This window comes from Mycobacterium sp. IDUB_19 (assembly GCF_055419445.1).
The window spans coordinates 57,388-79,792 of the sequence record NZ_JBVAXR010000021.1 but is presented as its reverse complement, the minus strand read 5'-3'; the positions used below and the strand labels follow the sequence as shown (position 1 = coordinate 79,792).

The window sequence follows — 22,405 nt, the reverse complement described above, 5'->3', positions numbered from 1 at the left end:
AGCGGAACCCGCTCCCGGCCGGGGGCACGTTGCGGTCTCGGGCCTCAAGAGAATAGTATTCTCACAAAACGCGAAGGAGGATTCCATGGGTCAGTTGTCGCATCGGGAAGACGTCCCGTTTCCGATCTTTGATGCGGATAACCATCTCTACGAGCCGCCGGAGGCGCTGACCAAGTTCCTGCCCAAGGAGTACAAGGACTACGTCCAGTACGTGCAGATCAATGGGCGCACCAAGATCGCGATCCGTGGCCAGATCAGCAACTACATTCCCAACCCGACCTTCGAGGTCGTCGCCCGGCCGGGTGCCTGGGAGGAGTACTTCAAGTTCGGCAACCCCGACGGCAAGACCAAGCGCGAGCTGTTCGGTGAGCCCATGCGCGCGATCCCGGCGTTCTTCGAGCCCGGCCCGCGCCTGGAGAAGATGAACGAGCTGGGCCTGGACCGCACCCTGATGTTCCCGACGTTGGCCAGCCTCCTCGAGGAGCGGCTGTCCGACGACCCCGTTGCGATCCACGTCCTCGTCCACGCGCTGAATGAGTGGCTCGATGAGGTCTGGGGCTTCAACTACCAGAACCGGATCTTCACCACCCCGGTCATCACCCTGCCGATCGTCGAGAAGGCGATCGAGGAGCTGGAGTGGGCAGTCAAGCGCGGCGCCCGCTGCATCTTGGTCCGCCCGGCTCCCGTCCCCGGATTCCGTGGCCCCCGGTCGTTCGCGCTGCCCGAGTTCGACCCGTTCTGGGAGCGGGTCGTTGAGTACGACCTGCTGGTCGGCATGCACTCCAGCGACAGCGGCTACTCCCGGTACACCTCCGAGTGGGACGGTGCCAGCGCAGAGATGCTGCCGTTCCAGACCAATGCGATGGGCATCCTCAACGAATGGCGGCCGATCCAGGACTCGGTGGGCTCCTGGGTGATCCACGGCGCGCTCTACCGCCATCCCAAGCTGAAGGTGGCGATCGTCGAGGCCGGTTCGAAGTGGATGACCCCGCTGCTCGACGGCCTGGCCGAGGTCTTCCGCAAGGCCCCGGAAGCCTTCCCGAGCGACCCCGTCGAGATGGTCAAGAACCGAATCCACGTCAGCCCGTTCTTCGAGGACGGCATCGACGATCTAGTCAACCTGGTCGGGGTGGATCAGGTTTTGTACGGCTCGGACTGGCCGCACCCGGAAGGGCTGGCGGAGCCGACGTTCTACGTCAACGCGCTGTCGCACCTGTCCGTCGACGACCAGGCAAAGATCATGGGTGGAAACCTGTCTCGTCTCGTCACGGTGTGACGGACCAGCCAAACTGGCAGACCATCCCCGAGATGGTCTTGAGCGCGGCGGACCGGTTCGGCGATGCAGAAGCGGTCGTCGACGGTCCGCTGCGCTTCACGTTCACCGAACTCGTCGAGCGAATTCGTTGTGCCGCAGGCGCATTCGCGGACCTCGGTGTCGACAAGGGTGACCGGGTCGCCGTCTGGGCGCCCAACTCGGCGGAGTGGATCATCGCGGCGTTCGGACTGCTCACCGCGGGCGGTGTGCTGGTGCCGGTCAACACGCGGTTCAAGACCGAAGAAGCGGGCGACATCATCGCCCGCAGCGGAGTGAAGGCCGTCCTGGTGCAGAAGGGATTTCTGGGCCAGGACTACACCGCGCCCGCGGGGACGCCGGTCATCGATCTGAAGTCCGACTTCCTTCCCAGCGGTTCCCCGTTCGAGCGGGCGGTGAGCGGCTGCGACATCTCGGACATCATCTTCACCTCGGGCACGACCGGCCGCCCGAAGGGCGCGATGATGAACCACCGCCAAACGCTGCGCATGTACGAGGAGTGGGCGACGCTCGCGGACCTGCGCCGGGGTGACCGCTACCTGCAGATCAACCCGTATTTCCACACGTTCGGCCTCAAAGCGGGACTCATCACGTCTTTCCTGCGCGGTGCGACGATGCTGCCGGTCGCGGTGTTCGACGTCGACACCGTCGTCGAACTCATTGCGCGCGAAGCCATCACGATGCTTCCCGGGCCGCCGACGTTATACCACTCGTTGCTGACGGTGGGGGACAAGTCCAAGCTGTCGACGTTGCGGGCCGGCGTGACCGGCGCCGCCGACATCCCTGTCGAGCTGGTCCGCCGCATCCACGACGAACTGCCGTTCCAGACGCTGATGACCGGTTACGGACTCACCGAGGCCGGCAACGTCACGCTGTCCTTGCCCGGCGATTCCTTCGAGGACGTCGCCACCACGGCGGGCGTGCCGTGTGAGGGCGTCGAGGTGCGCATTGCCGACGACGGGGAGGTGCTCGCCCGCGGTTACGGCGTCATGCAGGGCTACCTCGATGACCCCGCGGCCACCGCGCAAGCGATCGACGACGACGGCTGGCTACACACCGGAGACCTGGGAAATTTCACCGACACCGGGCGCCTGCGCATCGTCGGCCGCAAAAAGGACATGTTCATCGTCGGTGGCTTCAACGCCTACCCGGCCGAGATCGAGGGATTCCTGCTGAGCCACCCGGCCGTAGCGCAGGCGGCAGTGATCGGTGTTCCCGACGAGCGACTCGGGCAGGTGGGCAAGGCTTTTGTTGTCCGGGGTGGTGATGTCGGTGCCGACGAATTGATCGGCTGGTGCCGTGACCGCATGGCCGGATTCAAGGTGCCGCGCGCGGTACAGTTCCTTGATTCACTCCCACTCAACGCGACGGGAAAGGTGATGAAGGACCGACTTCGATGACCAACGGCGACATTCACTCGATGGTGATTGCGTCGGACTATCGGGTCCCGGATCCGAGCCGGGTGTGGCCGCTGCTCGAGCGCAACAGGACCGCCCTCTCCGACATCGGCGCCCATCACGTTCTGGTCTATACGTCAACGCACGATTACGGCCGGGTACTGGTGATGATCGGTCTGCACAGTCGTGAGCCGATCGTGGAGTTGCTGCGATCGCGGGTCTTCTTTGACTGGTTCGACGAGGCGGGTGTCGAGGACATCCCCGCGGTGTTCGCCGGAGAGATCATCGACAGATTCGTCCCGGCGCCTCCGTCGTCTGCAGAGGTGCCCGGGGTCGTGGTGGCCGCTATCGCGTCGGTCGACGACGTGGCGGCGCTGACCGCGGGCGTCGACTCGGCGATGGACAGGTTCACCGCGGCCGGCATCCGAAAGACTTGGGTATTCCGGGCTTTCGACGACAATCACGAGGTACTGATCCTGCAGGAGTTCCCCGACGAACAGAGCGCGCGGCAGTGGATCGAGCACCCCGACGCCGCGGCCCAATGGATGTCGGGCGCGGGGGTGGGGCCGTACCCGCCGCTGTTTGTCGGCCAGTTCTCCAACATCATGCGCATCGAGAGTTAAGTGGGCCGACCGCTCGATGTTCGTCTGCCTGTGTAACGGAGTCACCAGCCAGACGGTCACGGATGTCGTCAATGCCGGGGCAACGACGACAAAGGCCGTCGCCCACGCCTGCGGGGCGGGCGCCGACTGCGGCCGTTGTCGGCGAACCGTCCAGGCCATACTCAAATCGTCGAAGCCGAACCCGGCCTAGGTTTCGGGTCGCGGCTCAGCGGCGCCAACTGCCGTCCGGTGACATGGGTTGAACGAGTTCGACCAGCAGGGGCGGAATCTCCATGCGCGGCAACACCACCTCGACGAGCACCATGCGATCCTGATGCCCGGCCGCCGCGCTGAGCGCGTCGTCGAGTTCGCCATAGGTTCGCGCGCGGAACGCGAGGTGATCGACCACCCCCAGCGCGTTGGGAATGTCGGTCCAACTCCAGCTGACGATGTCGTTGTAGGGCGCCGTCTCCCCATGAATTGCCCGTTCGACCGTGTAGCCGTCGTTGTTGACCACGACGATGACGGGGGACAACCCTTCGCGAAAGAAGGTGCCGAGTTCCTGCACGGTCAGTTGTGCGGCGCCGTCACCGATCAGCAGCACCGTCCTGCGGTCGGGGTGCGCGACCGCCGCGCCGAGCGCCGCGGGCAACGTGTAACCGATTGAGCCCCATAGGGGTTGGCCGATGAATGTGACCCCCTTGGGAAGCCGGTGGTCCGCCATACCGTAGAAGGAGGTTCCTTGATCGGCGAGCACCACGTTCCCGGGTGTCAGCGCGTTGCACAGCCGGTCCCACACCATCTCCTGAGTGAGTGGCTGATCACGTGCGGGCGCTTGCGCTCCGGCTTCGGGCTCTTGGCCATTGGGTGACGCCACCGGTGGTGAGCTGATCCCGCGCCGCGTCAGGATCTCGGCCAGCGCCCCGAGCGCGGCGCCCATTTCCAACGGTGCGAACACGTGGCCGGCCACCGTGCTCTGATATTGCCCGACGTCGATGGTCCGGGCCGGGTCGATGTGCTGGCTGAAGAAGCCGCTCACCATGTCGGTGAATACCACCCCGGCGGTGACCAACACGGGTGCGTCCTCAACCGCGGCGCGCACCGCCGGTGCGCTGGCCGCGCCGGCGTAGATCCCGAGGAAGTTGGGTGAGCTCTCGTCGAGCAGGCTCTTGCCCCACATCAGCGTGGCGTAGGGCACCACGTCGGCGGTCAGTAGTGCCTCGAGCTCTTTGACCACCTGCAAGCGGTGGACCAGCAGGTCGGCCAGCACGGTCAACCGGTTGTCGCCGATGAGCTCGCGCGCCGCGTCGACGAACATCGACAGCGCGCGAGGGCTGGTGCCGCCGGTGTAGCGGGGCAGCGGTGCTTCGGGGGGCTCGGTCGGGAAGCGTGCCACATCGGTGGACATCAGTATGTAGCCGGGCCGCTTCTGCTCGCGCACCTCAGACAGCACCCGGTCGATCTCCCGGCATGCCGTTGCCGGCATGAGATTGGCTTGAGCGCAGGTGATTTCGCGGCTGATGCGGAAGAAGTGCTCGAAGTCGCCGTCGCCGAGCGAATGGTGCAGCGCCCGTCTGGTCCCTTGGGCGTCCTTGGAGGGGCCGCCGACGATATGCACGACGGGCACGTGCTCGGCGTAGCTGCCGGCCACCGCATTGGTCGCGGAGAGTTCGCCCACTCCGAATGTTGTTACCACGGCTGACATTCCGCGTAGCCGTCCGTACCCGTCGGCGGCGTAGCCGGCGTTCAACTCATTGGCGTTACCGACCCACCGAATTCTCGGATGCGCGACGATGTGGTCGAGGAATTCCAGGTTGTAGTCGCCGGGAACGCCGAAGATCTCCGAGACGCCAAGCTCGGCGAGACGGTCCAACAGATAGTCACCGATGGTGTAGACGGAGTCCACGGAACTCGCGTCGGGCGTGGTATCAGTCACGAAGTCGACGGTACGCTCGGTCGAATTCGCCACCGGCCGGACGCCGTTTCGCTATCGTGCGGGCCATGGCGATCAACGAAACCCGCGAAGTTGTTATCGAAGCCAGCCCGCAAGAGATCCTCGATGTCATCGCCGATCTCGAGTCGGCTCCCGAGTGGTCGCCGCCCCACCAGAGCGTTGAGATTCTCGAGCGAGGCGCCGACGGGCGCCCCACCAAGGTCAAGATGAAAGTCAAAGCCGCGGGCATCACCGACGAGCAGGTGATCGAGTACACGTGGGGCGACAACGAGGTGAGCTGGACGCTGATCAGCTCCGGTCAGCAGCGGTCACAGGATGCGTCCTACAAGCTGACGCCCGACGGCGACGCCACCAAGGTTAAGTTCCAGCTCAGCGTCGACCCGGTGGTACCGCTGCCCGGGTTCGTCTTGAAGCGCGCCATCAAGGGCACCGTCGACACCGGCACCGAGGGCCTGCGCAAGCGGGTGCTGCAGGTGAAGAAGGGTAAATAGCCGCCGTGACCAGCGGGGGGCCGCTGGCCGGGGTCAAAGTCATCGAACTCGGCGGCATCGGACCCGGGCCGCACGCGGGGATGGTGCTCGCCGATTTGGGTGCCGACGTGGTGCGGGTGCGCCGCCCCGGTGGCGTGGCGATCGCAAGCGCGGCGAAGCCGGGCGAAGCGGGTCGCCACCAAACGGGCGTGACGATGCCGGCCGAGGACCGCGACCTGTTGCACCGCGGCAAGCGCATCGTCGACCTGGACGTCAAGTCGCAGCCGGGCGCCTTGCTGGAGCTTGCCGCCAAGGCCGATGTGCTGCTGGACTGCTTCCGGCCCGGCACCTGCGAGCGACTCGGCATCGGACCCGACGACTGCGCGGCGGTCAATCCGCGGCTGATCTACGCCCGGATTACCGGCTGGGGGCAGGACGGGCCGCTGGCTTCGACCGCGGGTCACGACATCAACTATTTGTCGCAGACCGGCGCGTTGTCGGCCCTGGGCTACGCCGACCGGCCGCCGATGCCGCCGCTGAACCTGGTCGCCGATTTCGGCGGCGGTTCGATGCTGGTGCTGCTCGGTATCGCCGTCGCGCTGTACGAGCGGGAACGGTCGGGCAAGGGTCAGATAGTCGACGCCGCGATGGTCGACGGGGTCAGTGTGCTGGCCCAAATGATGTGGACCATGAAGGGAATTGGCAGCCTGCGCGACAGGCGGGAATCGTTTCTGCTCGACGGCGGCGCCCCGTTCTATCGCTGCTATGAGACCTCCGATGGCAAGTACATGGCCGTCGGCGCCATCGAGCCGCAATTCTTCGCGGCGTTGCTCAGCGGCCTCGGCCTGTCGCCGGACGAGGTGCCGGGCCAGCTCGAAATCGGTTCGTACCAGCAGATGTACGACGTCTTCGCGCAGCGGTTCGCCAGCCGGACGCGTGACGAGTGGACCCAGGTCTTCGCCGGCACCGACGCCTGCGTGACGCCGGTGCTGACGTGGAGCGAGGCCGCCACCGACAACCATTTGAACGCGCGGTCGACGGTGATCACCGCCCACGGCGTCGAGCAGGCCGCACCCGCTCCGCGCTTCTCCCGAACACCGGCCGGGCCCGTCGGGCCGCCGCCGGCCGCTACCACGCCGATCAACGAAATCAACTGGTAGCTAATAACTACCCCGAACACGTTCCGTGCGTGGTGTGGGGTTGCTAGGTTTAACTCAGTGGCTGTAAAGGCATCACGTGAATTCATAGTGGATGCGCCGCTTGACGTGGTCATGGGGGCGCTCGAGGACGTCAACGTGCTGGAATCCTGGTCGCCGCTGCATAAACGGATCGAAGTAATCGACCGTTATCCCGACGGCCGCGCGCACCACGTGAAAACCACCATCCGGATTTTCGGCCTCGTCGATAAAGAGGTCCTGGAATATCACTGGGGCCCGGACTGGGTGGTGTACGACGCCAAAGGAACCTCCCAACAGCACGGCCAGCATGTGGAGTACAACCTCAAACCCGAGGGTGTCGACAAGACGCGGGTGCGGTTCGATATCACTGTCGAACCGGCGGGGCCCATTCCCGGATTCGTCGTCAGGCGCGCAATGGAACATGTCCTTGACGCCTCGGTGACGGGGCTGCGCGACCTGATCATGGGCGGCGGTTCGGATAAGACACCGTAATTTTCAGTTCACGAGGGCCCGCGATTGCTAATTTGTAGGCGGTGGCCATACGCGCATCGTCTGAAATTGTCATTGAGGCGCCCCAGGAAGTAATCATGGAGGCGCTGGCCGACATGGACGCCGTGCCCTCCTGGTCGCCGTTGCACAAGCGGGTCGAGGTCGTCGACCGATATCCCGACGGCCTGCCACACCACGTGAGAATGACGATCAGGGTGAGCGGCATCGCCGATACCGAAATAGTCGAATATCACTGGGGCCCCGACTGGATGGTCTGGGACGCGCAGAAGACCGCCCAGCAACATGCCCAGCACGGCGAATATGAGCTGCAACGCGAGGGCGACGACAAGACCCGGGTGCGGTTCAGCCTCACGATCGAGCTCAGGGCGCCGCTGCCCGGGTTCTGGGTGAAGTCGGCCGGCAACAAAGTCCTCTACGCCGCGCTGGAGGGCCTGCGAAAGCGCGTGATGGGTGACAAGGATCCTAAGCGGTCTTGAGCGCGGACAGTCTTTTGATCGCCTCGTCGAGAGTGTCGTCGCGCTTGCAGAAGGTGAAGCGCACCAAGTGATTCCACAGCTCGGCATGCGGTGCCGCCGGATCGCAGAATGCCGACATCGGAATGGCAGCCACGCCAACCTTTTCTGGTAGTGCCGCGCAGAACGTCGTGCTGTCGTCGTACCCGAGTGGACGGGGGTCGGCGCAGAGGAAATAAGTGCCGTAGCTGTCGTGCACCGTGAAACCGATGTCGGCGAGGCCCGCGGCCAGCCGATCGCGTCGGGCTTGCAGCGAGCGCCGGAGTTCGGCCACCCACGCGTCCTCGGTGTCCAGCGCCAGGGCCACCGCGGGCTGGAACGGCGCGCCGCCGACATAGGTCAGATACTGTTTGGCCGCGCGCACGCCGGCGATGAGTTCCGCTGGGCCGCAAGCCCACCCGATCTTCCAGCCGGTGCAGTTGAACATCTTGGCCGCGCTGGAGATGGTGATGGTGCGTTCCGCCATGCCGTCGAAACCGGCCAGCGGCAGATGGCGACGGCCGTCGAACACCAGGTGCTCGTAGACCTCATCGGTGATCACCAAAAGGTCGGCCGCCACCGCGATCTCGGCGATGGCCTGCAGTTCGGTCGCGCTCAGCACGGCGCCGGTGGGGTTGTGCGGCGAGTTGACGATGAGCGCCCGGGTCGCCGGTGTCACCGCCCGCCGCAGCGCGTCAGTGTCCAGCGCGAAGCCGCGGCCGTCGGCGACCAGCGGTACGGCTGCACGGCGCGCGCCGGCCATCGCGACCACCGGTGAGTAGGAGTCGTAGAAGGGTTCGATCAGCAATACCTCCGAGCCGGGCTCGACCAGGCCGATGACCGCTGCGGCAATGGCCTCGGTCGCGCCGACCGTCACCAAGACCTCGGTGTCGGGGTCGTACTCGAGGCCGAAGTGGCGCTTGCGCTGTGCCGCGATGGCGTGGCGCAGCGGAGCGATACCGATCCCCGGTGGGTACTGGTTGGCACCATCGGCGATCGCGTCTTGCGCGGCCTTCAGCAACGCCGGGGGTCCGTCCTCGTCGGGAAAGCCCTGCCCCAGGTTCACCGCGCCGATCCGCGCGGCCAGCGCCGACATTTCGGCGAACACCGTGGTCGCGTAGGGCCGCAATCGCGACACCGTCATGGTCGTCGAGCTTAGGGTGAGTATCGAGCCAAGCCACACCGCGGCCCGAACGTGAAACTAACTTCACGGTCGGCGTCGAGCGTGAAACTAACTTCACACTCGCGTCGACCGCTGAACAGGGCAGACTTGCCCAACCAACAGGTTGGCCGGGAGCCCCTGTTAGGGTGCAGTGAGACGGACCCGAAAACCCATTTGTGAAGAGGAAGTCGACATGTCCGAAGAAGCCTTCATCTATGAGGCCATCCGCACACCCCGCGGCAAGCAACGCAACGGATCGCTGAACGAGGTCAAGCCGGTGAATCTGGTCGTCGGCCTGGTCGACGAGCTACGCAGGCGCAACCCCGACCTGGACGAGAACCTGATCAGCGACCTGATCCTCGGCGTGGTTTCGCCGGTCGGTGACCAGGGTGGTGACATCGCCCGTACCGCTGCCTTGGTGGCCGGGTTGCCGGAGACCACCGGCGGCGTGCAGCTCAACCGGTTCTGCGCCTCGGGCCTGGAGGCCGTCAACACCGCTGCCCAGAAGGTGCGCTCCGGCTGGGACGACCTGGTGCTGGCCGGTGGTGTCGAGTCGATGAGCCGCGTTCCGATGGGCTCCGACGGTGGCGCGTGGGCGACCGACCCGGAGACCAACTACCGGATCGGTTTCGTGCCGCAGGGCATCGGCGCCGACCTGATCGCGACCATCGAGGGCTTCTCCCGCGAAGACGTCGACACCTACGCGGCCCGTTCGCAGGAGAACGCCGCCGCCGCGTGGTCGGGCGGTTACTTCGCCAAGTCGGTGATTCCGGTGCGCGACCAGAACGGCCTGGTCATCCTCGACCACGACGAGCACATGCGGCCCGGGTCCACCGTGGAGAGCCTCGGCAAGCTGAAGACCGCCTTCGACGGCGTCGGCGAGATGGGCGGCTTCGACGACGTGGCGCTGCAGAAGTACCACTGGGTCGAAAAGATCAACCACGTCCACACCGGTGGCAACAGCTCGGGCATCGTCGACGGTGCCGCGCTGGTGCTGGTCGGCTCCGAGGCCGCGGGCAAGTCGCAGGGGCTGACTCCGCGGGCGCGCATCGTGGCGACCGCCACCAGCGGTGCCGACCCGGTCATCATGCTCACCGGCCCGACCCCCGCCACCAAGAAGGTGCTCGACCGCGCGGGCCTGACCATCGACGACATCGACCTGTTCGAACTCAACGAGGCGTTCGCGTCGGTTGTGTTGAAGTTCCAGAAGGACCTCAACATCCCGGACGAGAAGCTCAACGTCAACGGTGGCGCCATCGCGATGGGCCACCCGCTGGGCGCCACCGGCGCCATGATCACCGGAACCATGGTCGACGAGCTCGAGCGCCGCAACGCGCGTCGCGCGCTGATCACGCTGTGCATCGGCGGCGGCATGGGTGTCGCGACCATCATTGAGAGGGTTTAAGGCCATGGCAGAGAACACCATTCAGTGGGACAAAGACGGGGACGGCATCGTCACCCTGACCTTGGACGACCCCACCGGATCGGCCAACGTCATGAACGAGCACTACGCCGAGTCGATGCATAACGCAGTCGAACGCCTTGTGGCAGAGAAGGATTCGATCACCGGTGTGGTCATCACCAGCGCGAAGAAGACCTTCTTCGCCGGCGGTGACCTGAAGGGCATGATCCAGCTCGGCCCGGAAAACGCCGGCGAGGCGTTCGACACCGTCGAGTCCGTCAAGCGTGACCTGCGCGCGCTGGAGACCCTCGGCAAGCCCGTGGTAGCCGCCATCAACGGCGCCGCGCTCGGCGGCGGCCTGGAGATCACGCTCGCCTGTCACCACCGCATTGCCGCGGACGTCAAGGGCCTTGTGGTTGGGTTCCCTGAGGTGACGCTGGGCCTGCTGCCCGGCGGCGGCGGGGTGACCCGCACTGTGCGGATGTTCGGCATCCAGAACGCGTTCATGAACATCCTGTCGCAAGGCACCCGGTTCAAGCCCGCGCAAGCCAAGGAGAACGGCCTGGTCGACGAGCTCGTCGGCTCGGTCGAGGAGCTGGTACCCGCGGCCAAGGCGTGGATCAAGGCCAACCCCGAATCGCACACCCAGCCGTGGGATGCCAAGGGCTACAAGATGCCTGGCGGCACTCCGTCCAGCCCGGCGCTGGCCGGCATCCTGCCGTCGTTCCCGGCGCTGCTGAAGAAGCAGCTCAAGGGTGCGCCGATGCCGGCGCCGCGGGCCATCCTGGACGCGGCCGTCGAGGGCGCACAGGTGGACTTCGACACCGCCAGCCGCATCGAGAGCCGCTACTTCACCCAGCTGGTCACCGGCCAGGTCGCCAAGAACATGATCCAGGCGTTCTTCTTCGACCTGCAGGCCATCAACGGCGGCGGTTCGCGACCCGACGGCATCGCGCCGGTCAAGATCAACAAAATCGGCGTGCTCGGCGCGGGCATGATGGGCGCGGGCATCGCGTACGTCTCGGCCAAGGCCGGCTACGACGTGGTGCTCAAGGACGTCAGCCTAGAGGCCGCCGAAAAGGGCAAGAACTACTCGGAAAAGCTTGAGGCCAAAGCACTTCAGCGTGGCAAGACGACCGAGGAGAAGAGCAAGGCGCTGCTGGCACGCATCACGCCGGCCGCCGACCCCGCCGACTTCAAGGGCGTCGACTTCGTGATCGAGGCCGTCTTCGAAAGCCAGGACCTCAAGCACAAGGTGTTCCAGGAGATCGAGGACATCGTCGAGCCCAACGCGCTGCTCGGGTCGAACACCTCGACGCTGCCGATCACCGGTCTGGCGACCGGCGTGAAGCGGCAGGAGGACTTCATCGGGATCCACTTCTTCTCGCCGGTCGACAAGATGCCGCTGGTCGAAATCATCAAGGGCGAGAAGACTTCTGACGAGGCGCTGGCCCGGGTGTTCGACTACACGCTGGCCATCGGCAAGACCCCGATCGTCGTCAACGACAGCCGCGGCTTCTTCACCAGCCGCGTTATCGGCACGTTCGTGAACGAGGCGCTTGCGATGCTCGGCGAGGGTGTCGAGCCGGCCAGTGTCGAGCACGCCGGCTCGCAGGCCGGCTACCCGGCGCCGCCGCTGCAGCTGTCCGACGAGCTCAACTTGGAGCTGATGCACAAGATCGCCGTCGCCAGCCGCAAGGGTGTCGAGGACGCGGGTGGCACCTACGAGCCGCACCCTGCGGAGGCCGTCGTCGAGAAGATGATCGAGCTTGGCCGGCCGTCGCGGTTGAAGGGCGCCGGCTTCTACGAGTACGTCGACGGCAAGCGCACCAGCCTGTGGCCGGGACTGCGCGAGACGTTCAAATCGGGCTCCTCGCAGCCGCCGCTGCAGGACATGATCGACCGGATGCTGTTCGCCGAGGCGCTGGAGACGCAGAAGTGCCTCGACGAGAACGTGCTGATGACTACCGCTGACGCCAACATCGGGTCGATCATGGGCATCGGCTTCCCGCCGTACACCGGTGGTAGCGCGCAGTTCATCGTCGGCTACTCCGGCGCCGGTGGTACCGGCAAGGAAGCCTTCGTGGCCCGGGCCAAGGAACTGGCCGCCAAATACGGCGACCGCTTCCTGCCGCCCGCCTCGCTGACGTAACGGTTGCTCACGCTCGAAGGTTAGGCGCTGCGCTGGAAGAGGTAGTAGCGCGCCGGCGTTTGCTCGCGGTCCAGCTGCCCCTCGTTCCCGGCGGACAGCAGCGTCCAGGAGGGGACGAATCGTCGTTCCATTTCGGCGGGCTCGACGCCTCGCACGCCGAACCTTCCGCCGGGCAGGAACGCGACAATGAACAGCCGTGCATTCGGCGCAGCTACCGCACTGACCTCGCGAGCGTAGGCATCGCGGTCGTTGTCGCTCATGTTGTGTAGGCAGCCGTTGTCGACGATCAACTGGAAGTTCGTACCGATCCCGGTCTGACTTAGTCGCGTGACGTCGGCCCCGACGAAGTCGACCGGCAAGTTGGCGGCCTTGGCCCGCGCCTTGTCGAGAGCTTTCGGCACAAAGTCGACGCCGGTGACTCTCCACCCGTGTTGTGCAAGGTAGATCGACGAGTCCCCGGTACCGCATCCGAGATCAAGGGCTGATCCAACGGGCAGCGGGGGCGTGTCATGGGTCCCCTCGACTAAGTCCTGCAGATTTGGTGCGATCGGATGACCGTCCCACGGGGTAAAGCCGATGCGGCAGAAGACCCGAAACAGGGTGTGCTTAGAGGCCATGCTCCAACCGTATGCCTAAACAGCGCTAAATTGCGGCGGCGATCCGGCGCCATTGCTCACGCGGGAAGGCCTGCGGATCGGCCAGCAGCACCTGGACGCAGACGTGGTCGGCGCCGGCAGCACGATGTTCGTCGACCCTGCGCAGAATGGCGTCTTCGTCGCCCCACGCGATGATCGCGTTGAAAAGCCGATCGCTGACCTGTGCCACATCGTCTTCGGAGAACCCGCTGCGCAGGAGATTGTTGGCGTAGTTGGGTAGCGCCAAATAGGAGCGCAGCCAGTCGGTTCCGACGCGGCGGGCCTCCTGTTCGCTATCGGTGAGGATTACCGTCTGCTCGGGTAGCAGCAGCGGACCCTCGCCCAAAGTCGAACGGGCACTGGCGGTGTGCTCGGGTGTGACCAGGTAAGGGTGTGCGCCGCGGGCGCGGGTGGCCGACAAGTCCAGCATCTTCGGGCCGAGCGCGGCGAGCACCCGGCTCTCGGTGGGAACCGGCTCCGGCGCGGCATCCAGTCCGTCCAGAAACGCGGCGGTCGCGGCCAGCGGTTTGCGGTATCGCCCGGGCTCACCGGCGTCGATCAGCGGTGCATGGCTGACGCCGATCCCCAACAGGAACCGGTCCCCGTGCTCCGCGGTCAGCGCGGCATAGCTTTCGGCCACGTCGCCGGGCGCGTGCATCCACAGGTTCAGGATCCCGGTCGCGATGACCGTGCGCTTGGTGGCGCCGAGCAGTCGGGCAACCGCGTCGAACACCTGCCCGCCGACATCCGGAATCCACAGCGCCGTGAATCCCAGCTCGTCTAATTCTGCTGCCGCGTCGGCGGATTCGGCTGGGTCGCCGTAGCGCAGTTGACTGCTCCAAATCCCGACACCGGCAAGCTCCATCGCAGTTCGTTCCTTTCGTGGCAGGCGCCTCTGGTTCGCTGGAGCCATTCTGTCAAACGTCGGCGTACTCCTTGTACACCATCGAGTCGTAGAGGCGGGCGCCGTTGGCGTTCATCTTGGCGACGGCTCTGGTGAGACCGGCTGGGAGCACCGAGATCAGCCGGGCGGCTCGGGTCAGCGCCCAGACTCCGGCCCGCGAGCCCGGGACGATGGTCTTGGCGGCCGCTCGCGCAAAGGTACGGCTGCGCCGGACCGCGTCGGCCATCGCCCGTTCGTAGGCCGGGAACGCGCGCGTGTAATCGCCTTTGGCTTCTGCCAATTCGCCCGCCAGCACATAGGCGCCCAGCACCGCGATGCTGGTGCTGCCGCCGACCGCCGGTCCGGGGCAGTACCCGGCGTCGCCCACCAGTGCCACCCGCCCACGCGACCAGGTGTCCAACTCCAGCTGGATGATCGAGTCGAAGTAGAAGGTCGGCGCCTGGTCGAGCTCTGCGAGCCAACCGTCCACCGCCGGATCCATGCCGGCAAAGGTCGTCCGCAATAACTCCTTCTGCCGCAAGACATCTCGGTGGTGGTATTGTAGTTCTTCCTTGCTGCGGAACATGAACAGCGCACGCGCGTCATCGAGGGGTTGCGCGGTGTAGATCCCCGCCATCCGGCCGGCGCCCATGTGTACGGCCATTTCCCCATTGCGGGCAAGTGATTTCGGCACCGACTCCACCGCCAGGTAACCGCCGAGGAACCTGGTGCGCCCGGCGTCCTCACCGAAGACCAGGTGCCGGACGTTGGAGTGCAGACCGTCGGCGCCGATGACGACGTCGAACGTGCGTGGCTTGTTGTGCTCGAAGGTGACGTCACCGTCGGGTGAGATGGACGTGATCGAGTCGCCGAAGAGGTACTCGACGTCATCGCGGCCCGCGAGATAATAGGCCTCGCTGAGGTCGTCGCGCATGATCTCGACATGCCGGTCGGATGACGCGCCGAAGACTTTGTTCAGATCCACGTGCGCCGGTCGCTGGACGCCCTCGCGATACATGGTCAGCTCGTTGGTCCCGGTGGCGAGCGCCTCGATCTGTGGCAGCACGCCCATCTTTGCCGAGATTTCCATGGCCGGGCGGAACAGGTCGACGGCGTGGCCACCGGTCTTCCGCAACTGGGACGCGCGCTCGACGATCGTGACATCAAACCCGTGGCGGGTAAGCCAGTACGCCAGTACGGGGCCCGAGATGCTCGCCCCCGAGATGAGAATCCGCATGCCGACCTCCTTCGAGTTAGGTGACCCTAACATATCACTTACCTATCGGTAAGTCAGCTAAAATTTTCGGGTGACGAGACCGCGGTCGGATACCCGCCGGCGCATCCAGGAGGTCGCCCGGGAGCTGTTCCTTCAACATGGCGTGCAGCGGACCAGCCTGCAGGACATTGCGGACCGGCTGGGGATCACCAAACCCGCGTTGTACTACCACTTCACTTCCCGCGAAGAACTGGTGCGCAGCATCGTGATGCCGTTGATCGAGGACGGCGAGCGGTTTGTCGCCGAGCAGGAAGGCCACCGCGACATCGATCCCCGCGAATTGCTAGAAGGCTATTTCGATTTCCACTACCGGCACCGTGAGTACATCGTGCTGGTGCTCACCGAATCGACCATGCTGGCCGACCTCGGCCTCATCGACAAAGTGCTGGCGTGGCGTGATCGGCTGGGCAAGTTGGTGTTTGGCTCGCGGCTAACGCTCGCGCAGTCCACCCGGGCGGTGGTGGCTTTTGGCGGCCTGCAGGACTGCTGCTTACAGTTTCCGGACACCCCCTATGAGGCGTTGCGCGCGACCTCAGTCGAAGCCGCACTGGCCGCGCTGGGGGTCTGACGCCGGTTAGGTTCCCGCCCCGCTCGCGGTGCTCTGGTCCTGAGCGTTCTGCGTGAAGATATCGCCAGAGGTCTGGCCGTTGTCGTTGACGCCGCCGTCGTCGTCGACGTTGACGATGCGGGCATTGGACTCACCCGGGCCGGACGCGGCGTGGGTTGCAGGGTCTCCCGGGTGTGTGCCGCTGAATAGTACGAGTGCCGCGACAGCGCCCGCGCCGGCCAAAATCACTTGGGTCACCTTGCTTGTCATGCATTCATTTACCGTCCCGTTGCCAAGTGCAGGCTGGGCCGTTCATAGCGATCTGCTGTGAGCGAACGACGCAATTCAGGCCATTCCGGCTCGCCTCGCCGACAGCTAGAGTCGCTAACCATGCGCTTTGTTTTCTTCATTCCGCAGGGCTGGCGGATGGATCTGGTAGGCATCGACCCCGCGAAACACTGGGCGGTGATGCGGGACTTGGCGGCCTACGCCGACGGCAGCGCCTGGGACTCGGTGTGGGTCTACGACCATTTCCATACCGTCCCGATGCCGAGCGCGGAAGCGACGCACGAGGCCTGGTCGTTGATGTCGGCCTATGCTGCGACCACTTCGCGGATCAAGCTCGGCCAAATGTGCACGGCAATGAGCTACCGCAATCCCGTTTACCTGGCCAAGGTGGCGGCCACTGCCGACATCATCTCGGGAGGCCGCATCCAGATGGGTATCGGCGGCGGCTGGTACGAACACGAATGGCGCGCTTACGGTTACGGATTCCCTTCGGCCGGCGTGCGGTTGGGCCGGCTGGACGAAGGCGTGCAGATCATGCGTGACGCCTGGCGTGACGGCAAGGTCAGCCTCGACGGCAAGCACTATCAGGTCGACGGCGCGATCGTCGAACCGAAGCCGCTGCAGGACAACGGAATTCCACTGTGGATTGCCGGCGGGGGCGAGAAGGTGACGCTGCGCATCGCGGCGAAGTATGCGCAGTACACCAATTTCACGCCGGAGCCCGAGGCGTTTGCCCACAAGTCGGAGGTGCTTGCCGAGCATTGCCGGGACCTGGGCACCGACTTCGATGCCATCGTGCGCTCGGCCAACTTCACCGCCATCATCGGCACCTCTGAGGCCGAGGTCAAAGACCGCCAGCAGCGGGTGCGCGACCGGCTGGTCAACTATGTGCCTGAGGCCCTTGCGGATTCGATGACCACCAGCCTTCCCGACTCGGCGACGGGCACGACGGAACAGGTGGTCGAGCGGCTGACCAAGATCCGCGACCTCGGCTGCGAGTACGCGATCGTCTACTTCCCGGAAGCCGCCTACGACCGCTCCGGCATCGAATTGTTCGAGCGCGAAGTCATTCCCGCGCTGAGCTAGGGCGCGCTCAGATGTCGGTGGTGGTGTACCGCGTCTTGACCGGAGGGGCGGCCAGCAGGGGAGGTAGCTGTGTCACCTTGCCTTCGCCGGCGCGAAACGCGCGGTAGGCGTCGTCGTCGTCGACCGTCTCCCAGATTTCGTAGATGAGCCAGTGCGCTTCGTCGTCCTCGTCGACCAGCACGTCGGTGCGGACGTTTCCCTTGAATGCCCGGGTGTCTTGCAGCGTCCGGCCCATCAGCTCGCGCCCCGCAGCGACCTCGTCGGGTTTGAATTTGAGCTCGAGTATCACCGTGACCGTCATAGCGCCAAGATATCGCCCTCTCGCGATCAACAAGCGTTCGGCACCGATGCGGGCCATGAGAATGCCATTTCCACTTTTCGGAAGGCTGTTATACGGTTCAGTGAGCATAAATCTGTTCACGGACGACGGAGGACCCCCTCGATGCAGAAGGCACTCGCTCCCGAGATTTCAACCTGGCCTGAGGAGAACCCGCAGCTCATCGGCAGTCGGTGCGGTGATTGCGGCGCCACCACCTTCCCGGTGCAGGAGCGGTGCCCGCGGTGCAGTGGCGGGGCAATGAGCGACGTGCTGTTGCCGCGGAATGGCACCGTGGTGGCGTGGACCACCCAGGGATTCCCGCCCGGGGCTCCCTATGCCGGCCCGACGGGCAAGGACTTCGTGCCGTTCGGTGTGGGCCTGGTTCAGCTCGGCGACGTGATCCGCGTCGAGGGCCGGCTGACCGAAAACGACCCGGCCAAACTCCAGTTCGGCCAGGAGGTCGAGCTCACCATGGTGCCGTTCGCCACTGACGCGGACGGCAACGAGATCATCACGTTCGCTTTCCAGCCGGTCTAGAACCACAAGGAGCCTGAGATGACCAACGATGTAGCCATCATCGGTGTGGGCCTGCATCCCTTCGGCAGGTTCGACAAGACCGCGATGCAGATGGGCGCCGAGGCCATCCAAAGCGCGCTCACCGATGCGGGTGTGCAGTGGAAAGACATCCAGTTCGGCTTCGGCGGCAGTCACGAGGTGTCCAATCCGGACGCGGTGACCCGATTGGTCGGGTTGACCGGCATCACCTTCACCAACGTGTTCAATGCTTGTGCCACGGCGGCCAGTGCCATTCAGCAGACCGCCGACACCATCCGGTTGGGCAAGTACGACATCGGCATCGCCATCGGCTTGGACAAGCATCCGCGCGGAGCCTTCACCGACGACCCCGCCAAGCTGGCACTGCCGCAGTGGTACGCGCAGAACGGGCAGTTCGTCACCACCAAGTTCTTCGGGATGAAGGCCAACAAGTACCTGCACGACCACAACATCTCCCGGGAGACTCTGGCGCGGGTGGCCAACAAGAACTTCCGCAACGGCGCGCTGAATCCGAATGCCTTCCGCCGCAAGGAGATCTCCGTTGAGGAGATCCTCAACTCGACCGTGCTCAACTACCCGTTGACGCAGTACATGTTCTGCGCGCCCGACGAGGGCGCCGCGGCCGTCATCATGTGCCGCGCTGACATCGCGCACAAGTTCACCGACAAGCCGGTGTACGTGCGTGCTTGCGAGATCCGCACCCGCACGTTCGGTGCATATGAGGTGCATGCCACCTTTGCGCCGCTCGACGAGGACGTCTCCCCGACGGTGTACGCGTCCAAGGCGGCCTACGAGGCCGCGGGCATCGGGCCCGAGGACGTCGACGTCGCCCAACTCCAGGACACCGACGCCGGCAACGAGGTCATCCACATGGCCGAGACGGGACTGTGCGCCGACGGTGAGCAGGAGAAGCTGGTGGCCGATGGTGCGACAGAGATTCACGGCTCGATGCCGGTGAACACCGATGGCGGATTGATCGCCAACGGCGAGCCGATCGGCGCATCGGGGCTACGGCAGGTGCACGAGCTGGTGCGTCAGCTGCGCGGCGAGGCGGGCGATCGCCAGGTGCCCGGCAACCCGCGGGTCGGATTGGCGCAGGTGTACGGCGCTCCCGGCACCGCGTCGGCGACGATCCTGTCGCTCTAAATCCGCGAGGTGCCCGCACCTGCTGGGGGTTAGTTCACGGTCGGCTACGCGACGTATTCGGGTAGTGGAATGTCGTCGCGGAATTCGCGCCGGACGACCCAGTCGGGCAGCCGCGGAATGTTCAGCAGTTTGGACGCCTGATTGCGGGTCCACAGGCCCAGCGCGGTCTTTGGGGCGAACGTCGCGGCGAATCCGCGCGCCGATCGCTGCCTGGCCTCAACGATTGGACGCAGCTGTCGTTCATAGCTGCGAAACGCGTCCTGGTGATTGGCTCCTGCGCGATTGAGCTCGCCCGCCAGTATGTAGGCCTGCACCATCGCCAGCCCCGCCCCCTCGCCGGCCAGCAGCGAAACCGCGGCCGCGGCGTCACCGATGAGCGCCACTCGGCCATCCGACCAGTGGTCCATCACGATTTGGCTCACGCGGTCGAAGTACACATCGGCCGCCCCGTCGAGTTTGCGCAGTATCCCCGGGCATTCCCAGCCCGCGTTGCCGAAGACCTGGTGCAGGGTGGTCTTGGCCTGCGATACATCCTGTGGATCGGGGCCGCTCATGTGGTCGGTGGTGAAAACGAAAAGAAACAGGGTCTTGTCACCGCGCATCGCGAATCTTGCGATCATGCGCCCGGGCATGGTGTAGGCGAGGTAGACGAGTTCATCACGTGGCTGATAGCCCTCGGCTTCGAATGCCGCGACTCGGTAGCCGAGATCGGTCTCAAATCGAGATTCCGGGCCGAACACCAAATCCCGCACCGGCGAATGGATGCCGCCCGCGCCGACGAGCAGGTCGAATTCTCGTGATCGGCCGCGCTCGAGTGTGACCCGCACGCCCGACTCGTGTTGTGTGATGGCCGAAACGCTTTCACCGAAGAGGGTTTCGGCACGGTGGTCGATGCAGCGATTGATCATGGCCGCCAGATCACCACGGGGCACCGTGGCGAACCGGCCACCGAGGTTCCGCCGGAACAACTCAGCCGAAAAGCCCCCCACCTTGCGCGAATGCTGGTCGACCAGTCGCACCTCCTGTACCGCATATCCTTTGGCGTGCAATTCGGCGGCAAGTCCCATACGTTCTGCAACGGCATACCCGCCACCCCAAAAGTCCACGACATAGCCGCCCGTGCGGAGCTGAGCCGCCTTTTCGATCAGGGTCGGCTCGTGGCCATAGCGCCATAGCCAGTACGCAAGCGTCGGGCCGGCGATGCCGGCACCGACAATGGCGATCTTCATGCGCGCCCCCTCTCCAGCGGATGGAGTTAGGACTACTATAGCACTATGCAATAGTTGCACTAGGACGTAAAGCGCGGTGCGCGGTGAACGGCGGGCGCATCGATCTTGTCGCTCTAAATCGCCGGTCCCAGAAGGTCATCCGCATCGCGGATGATGTAGCCGTAGCCCTGCTCGGCCAGGAAGCGCTGCCGGTGCGCGGCGTATTCGGCGTCCAGGCTGTCGCGGGCCACCACCGAGTAGAAGATGGCGCCGCCGCCGTCGGCCTTGGGTCGCAGTAGCCGGCCCAGTCGTTGCGCCTCCTCCTGACGCGAGCCGAACGTGCCCGAAACCTGCACGGCCACAGAGGCTTCGGGCAAGTCGATGGAGAAGTTGGCAACCTTGGACACCACCAGCGTCGATATCTCGCCGGTGCGGAAGGCGTCGAACAACGCCTCGCGTTCCTTGGTCTTGGTGGACCCCTGGATCACCGGGGCGTTCAGCTCGGCGCCGAGCTCGTCGAGCTGATCCAGGTAGGCACCGATCACCAGGGTCTGCTCGCCGGGGTGTTTGTCCAGAATCGACTTGACCACAGCGATTTTGGTGTGCACCGTCGAGCACAGTTTGTAACGCTCTTCGGGTTCGGCGGTGGCGTAGATCATTCGTTCGTTGTCGGTCATGGTGACCCGGACTTCGACGCACTCCGCCGGCGCTATCCAGCCTTGCGCCTCGATGTCCTTCCACGGGGCGTCGTAGCGTTTCGGGCCGATCAGAGAAAACACGTCGCCCTCGCGGCCGTCTTCGCGGATCAACGTGGCGGTGAGGCCAAGCCGTCGTTTCGACTGCAGGTCGGCGGTCATCCGGAACACCGGTGCCGGCAACAAGTGCACCTCGTCGTAGATGATCAGCCCCCAGTCGCGGCTGTCGAAGAGTTCCAGATGGCGGTATTCGCCTTTACTTCGGCGGGTGACCATCTGGTACGTCGAGATGGTGACGGGCCGGATTTCCTTGCGCTCGCCGGAGTATTCACCGATTTCCTCCTCGGTCAGCGAGGTGCGCGCGATGAGTTCGCGTTTCCATTGCCGGGCAGCCACGATGTTGGTGACCAAGATCAGCGTCGTCGCGCTGGCTTTTGCCATCGCGGCCGCGCCGACCAGCGTCTTGCCGGCACCGCACGGAAGCACCACCACCCCGGAGCCGCCAGCCCAGAACGAGTCCGTGGCCATCCGCTGGTAATCGCGTAGCTCCCAGTCGCCCAGTTCCAGGCTGATCGGATGTGCCTCGCCATCGACATAGCCGGCGAGATCCTCTGCGGGCCAACCGATCTTGAGCAGCATCTGCTTGACCCGGCCGCGCTCACTGCCGTGGACGACGACGGTGTCGTCGTCGATCCGGGCACCCAGCATCGGTGCGATCTTCTTGTTGCGCAGTACTTCCTCGAGCACCGCGCGATCCAGGCTGACCAGGGTCAGGCCGTGCACCGGGCTTTTGACCAGTTGCAGCCGGCCGTACCGTGCCATGGTGTCGACGATGTCGACCAGCAACGGCTGCGGCACCGCGTAGCGGGAGAAACTGACCAGCGCGTCGACGACCTGCTCGGCGTCATGGCCGGCCGCGCGGGCATTCCACAGCGCCAGGGGAGTGATGCGATAGGTGTGCACGTGTTCTGGTGCGCGCTCGAGCTCAGCGAACGGCGCGATGGCGGCGCGCGCGGCGTCGGCCAGCTCGTGGTCCACTTCCAGCAGCACCGTCTTGTCGGACTGCACGATCAATGGTCCGTCAGACATTCAGCGCCACTCCTCCTCATTGCGCTCCGCGCGCTGCATCGGCGTGGC

General features: G+C 65.2%; 23 protein-coding genes. 14 read left to right on the top strand and 9 right to left on the bottom strand.

What is annotated here, in order from left to right:
* Window positions 1-85: 85 nt before the first annotated feature.
* The 4 genes from ACZY0B_RS17480 to ACZY0B_RS17465 are packed head-to-tail and all read left to right on the top strand — an operon-like array spanning window position 86 to window position 3,522.
* Window positions 86-1,276, top strand: coding sequence for an amidohydrolase family protein (locus ACZY0B_RS17480; protein WP_463765401.1), 1,191 nt, complete (start codon window positions 86-88; stop codon window positions 1,274-1,276).
* A 32-nt stretch (window positions 1,277-1,308) separates the two neighbouring features.
* Window positions 1,309-2,712 carry a FadD3 family acyl-CoA ligase gene (locus tag ACZY0B_RS17475; RefSeq protein WP_463765421.1) on the top strand — a complete coding sequence of 468 codons (1,404 nt, stop codon included), beginning with the start codon at window positions 1,309-1,311 and terminating at the stop codon, window positions 2,710-2,712.
* Window positions 2,709-3,332 (top strand): fatty-acid--CoA ligase, encoded by a 624-nt coding sequence (locus ACZY0B_RS17470; protein ID WP_463765400.1) that lies wholly within the window; start codon window positions 2,709-2,711, stop codon window positions 3,330-3,332. Before ACZY0B_RS17475 ends, ACZY0B_RS17470 begins: the two co-directional genes overlap by 4 nt.
* Before the next feature lie 16 nt (window positions 3,333-3,348).
* Window positions 3,349-3,522 carry a (2Fe-2S)-binding protein gene (locus ACZY0B_RS17465; protein WP_463765399.1) on the top strand — a complete coding sequence of 58 codons (174 nt, stop codon included), beginning with the start codon at window positions 3,349-3,351 and terminating at the stop codon, window positions 3,520-3,522.
* A 15-nt stretch (window positions 3,523-3,537) separates the two neighbouring features.
* Here the strand turns inward: ACZY0B_RS17465 and ACZY0B_RS17460 are convergent, their stop codons facing one another.
* Complete coding sequence (locus ACZY0B_RS17460; protein ID WP_463765398.1) at window positions 3,538-5,247, bottom strand: alpha-keto acid decarboxylase family protein; 1,710 nt, start codon at window positions 5,245-5,247, stop codon at window positions 3,538-3,540.
* A gap of 65 nt (window positions 5,248-5,312) precedes the next feature.
* Between ACZY0B_RS17460 and ACZY0B_RS17455 the strand changes: the two genes are divergently transcribed.
* Genes ACZY0B_RS17455 through ACZY0B_RS17440 form a run of 4 tightly spaced genes read left to right on the top strand, consistent with a single transcriptional unit; the run spans window position 5,313 to window position 7,899 of the window.
* Window positions 5,313-5,756 (top strand): SRPBCC family protein, encoded by a 444-nt coding sequence (locus ACZY0B_RS17455; RefSeq protein WP_463765397.1) that lies wholly within the window; start codon window positions 5,313-5,315, stop codon window positions 5,754-5,756.
* A gap of 5 nt (window positions 5,757-5,761) precedes the next feature.
* Window positions 5,762-6,895 (top strand): CaiB/BaiF CoA transferase family protein, encoded by a 1,134-nt coding sequence (locus ACZY0B_RS17450; protein ID WP_463765396.1) that lies wholly within the window; start codon window positions 5,762-5,764, stop codon window positions 6,893-6,895.
* A gap of 57 nt (window positions 6,896-6,952) precedes the next feature.
* A complete protein-coding gene (locus tag ACZY0B_RS17445; protein WP_463765395.1) occupies window positions 6,953-7,405 on the top strand; it encodes an SRPBCC family protein in 453 nt (150 codons plus the stop codon).
* A gap of 41 nt (window positions 7,406-7,446) precedes the next feature.
* Window positions 7,447-7,899, top strand: a complete 453-nt coding sequence (locus ACZY0B_RS17440) for an SRPBCC family protein (protein WP_463765394.1) — start codon at window positions 7,447-7,449, stop codon at window positions 7,897-7,899.
* Here the strand turns inward: ACZY0B_RS17440 and ACZY0B_RS17435 are convergent.
* Window positions 7,886-9,058 carry a pyridoxal phosphate-dependent aminotransferase gene (locus tag ACZY0B_RS17435; protein WP_463765393.1) on the bottom strand — a complete coding sequence of 391 codons (1,173 nt, stop codon included), beginning with the start codon at window positions 9,056-9,058 and terminating at the stop codon, window positions 7,886-7,888. The two genes, ACZY0B_RS17440 and ACZY0B_RS17435, sit on opposite strands and share 14 nt — an antisense overlap.
* Before the next feature lie 211 nt (window positions 9,059-9,269).
* Here ACZY0B_RS17435 and ACZY0B_RS17430 point away from each other — a divergent pair, with 211 nt between their 5' ends.
* A complete protein-coding gene (locus tag ACZY0B_RS17430) occupies window positions 9,270-10,481 on the top strand; it encodes an acetyl-CoA C-acetyltransferase (RefSeq protein WP_463765392.1) in 1,212 nt (403 codons plus the stop codon).
* 4 nt (window positions 10,482-10,485) lie between these two features.
* A complete protein-coding gene (locus ACZY0B_RS17425; RefSeq protein ID WP_463765391.1) occupies window positions 10,486-12,630 on the top strand; it encodes a 3-hydroxyacyl-CoA dehydrogenase NAD-binding domain-containing protein in 2,145 nt (714 codons plus the stop codon).
* A gap of 20 nt (window positions 12,631-12,650) precedes the next feature.
* Here ACZY0B_RS17425 and ACZY0B_RS17420 read toward each other — a convergent pair whose 3' ends face one another.
* Genes ACZY0B_RS17420 through ACZY0B_RS17410 form a run of 3 tightly spaced genes read right to left on the bottom strand, consistent with a single transcriptional unit; the run spans window position 12,651 to window position 15,385 of the window.
* Complete coding sequence (locus ACZY0B_RS17420; RefSeq protein WP_463765390.1) at window positions 12,651-13,247, bottom strand: class I SAM-dependent methyltransferase; 597 nt, start codon at window positions 13,245-13,247, stop codon at window positions 12,651-12,653.
* Window positions 13,248-13,272: 25 nt separating this feature from the next.
* Window positions 13,273-14,130, bottom strand: coding sequence for an LLM class F420-dependent oxidoreductase (locus tag ACZY0B_RS17415; protein WP_463765389.1), 858 nt, complete (start codon window positions 14,128-14,130; stop codon window positions 13,273-13,275).
* A 52-nt stretch (window positions 14,131-14,182) separates the two neighbouring features.
* Window positions 14,183-15,385, bottom strand: coding sequence for an FAD-dependent monooxygenase (locus ACZY0B_RS17410; protein ID WP_463765388.1), 1,203 nt, complete (start codon window positions 15,383-15,385; stop codon window positions 14,183-14,185).
* A 70-nt stretch (window positions 15,386-15,455) separates the two neighbouring features.
* Here ACZY0B_RS17410 and ACZY0B_RS17405 point away from each other — a divergent pair, with 70 nt between their 5' ends.
* Window positions 15,456-15,992 carry a TetR/AcrR family transcriptional regulator gene (locus tag ACZY0B_RS17405; protein WP_463765387.1) on the top strand — a complete coding sequence of 179 codons (537 nt, stop codon included), beginning with the start codon at window positions 15,456-15,458 and terminating at the stop codon, window positions 15,990-15,992.
* A gap of 6 nt (window positions 15,993-15,998) precedes the next feature.
* Here the strand turns inward: ACZY0B_RS17405 and ACZY0B_RS17400 are convergent, their stop codons facing one another.
* A complete protein-coding gene (locus tag ACZY0B_RS17400; RefSeq protein WP_463765386.1) occupies window positions 15,999-16,241 on the bottom strand; it encodes a hypothetical protein in 243 nt (80 codons plus the stop codon).
* Window positions 16,242-16,361: 120 nt separating this feature from the next.
* Between ACZY0B_RS17400 and ACZY0B_RS17395 the strand changes: the two genes are divergently transcribed.
* Window positions 16,362-17,345 carry an LLM class F420-dependent oxidoreductase gene (locus tag ACZY0B_RS17395; RefSeq protein ID WP_463765385.1) on the top strand — a complete coding sequence of 328 codons (984 nt, stop codon included), beginning with the start codon at window positions 16,362-16,364 and terminating at the stop codon, window positions 17,343-17,345.
* A 7-nt stretch (window positions 17,346-17,352) separates the two neighbouring features.
* On the opposite strand, the gene ACZY0B_RS17390 is transcribed toward ACZY0B_RS17395, so the two are convergent.
* Window positions 17,353-17,646, bottom strand: coding sequence for a putative quinol monooxygenase (locus ACZY0B_RS17390; RefSeq protein WP_463765384.1), 294 nt, complete (start codon window positions 17,644-17,646; stop codon window positions 17,353-17,355).
* Between the two features lie 141 nt (window positions 17,647-17,787).
* Between ACZY0B_RS17390 and ACZY0B_RS17385 the strand changes: the two genes are divergently transcribed.
* Window positions 17,788-18,201, top strand: coding sequence for a Zn-ribbon domain-containing OB-fold protein (locus tag ACZY0B_RS17385; protein WP_463765383.1), 414 nt, complete (start codon window positions 17,788-17,790; stop codon window positions 18,199-18,201).
* An 18-nt stretch (window positions 18,202-18,219) separates the two neighbouring features.
* Entirely contained in the window at window positions 18,220-19,365 is a 1,146-nt protein-coding gene (locus tag ACZY0B_RS17380; RefSeq protein WP_463765382.1) for a thiolase family protein, read from the top strand.
* A 44-nt stretch (window positions 19,366-19,409) separates the two neighbouring features.
* On the opposite strand, the gene ACZY0B_RS17375 is transcribed toward ACZY0B_RS17380, so the two are convergent.
* A complete protein-coding gene (locus tag ACZY0B_RS17375) occupies window positions 19,410-20,594 on the bottom strand; it encodes an FAD-binding domain (RefSeq protein ID WP_463765381.1) in 1,185 nt (394 codons plus the stop codon).
* Between the two features lie 113 nt (window positions 20,595-20,707).
* A complete protein-coding gene (locus ACZY0B_RS17370) occupies window positions 20,708-22,357 on the bottom strand; it encodes a DNA repair helicase XPB (RefSeq protein WP_463765380.1) in 1,650 nt (549 codons plus the stop codon).
* Between the last annotated feature and the right edge of the window lie 48 nt (window positions 22,358-22,405).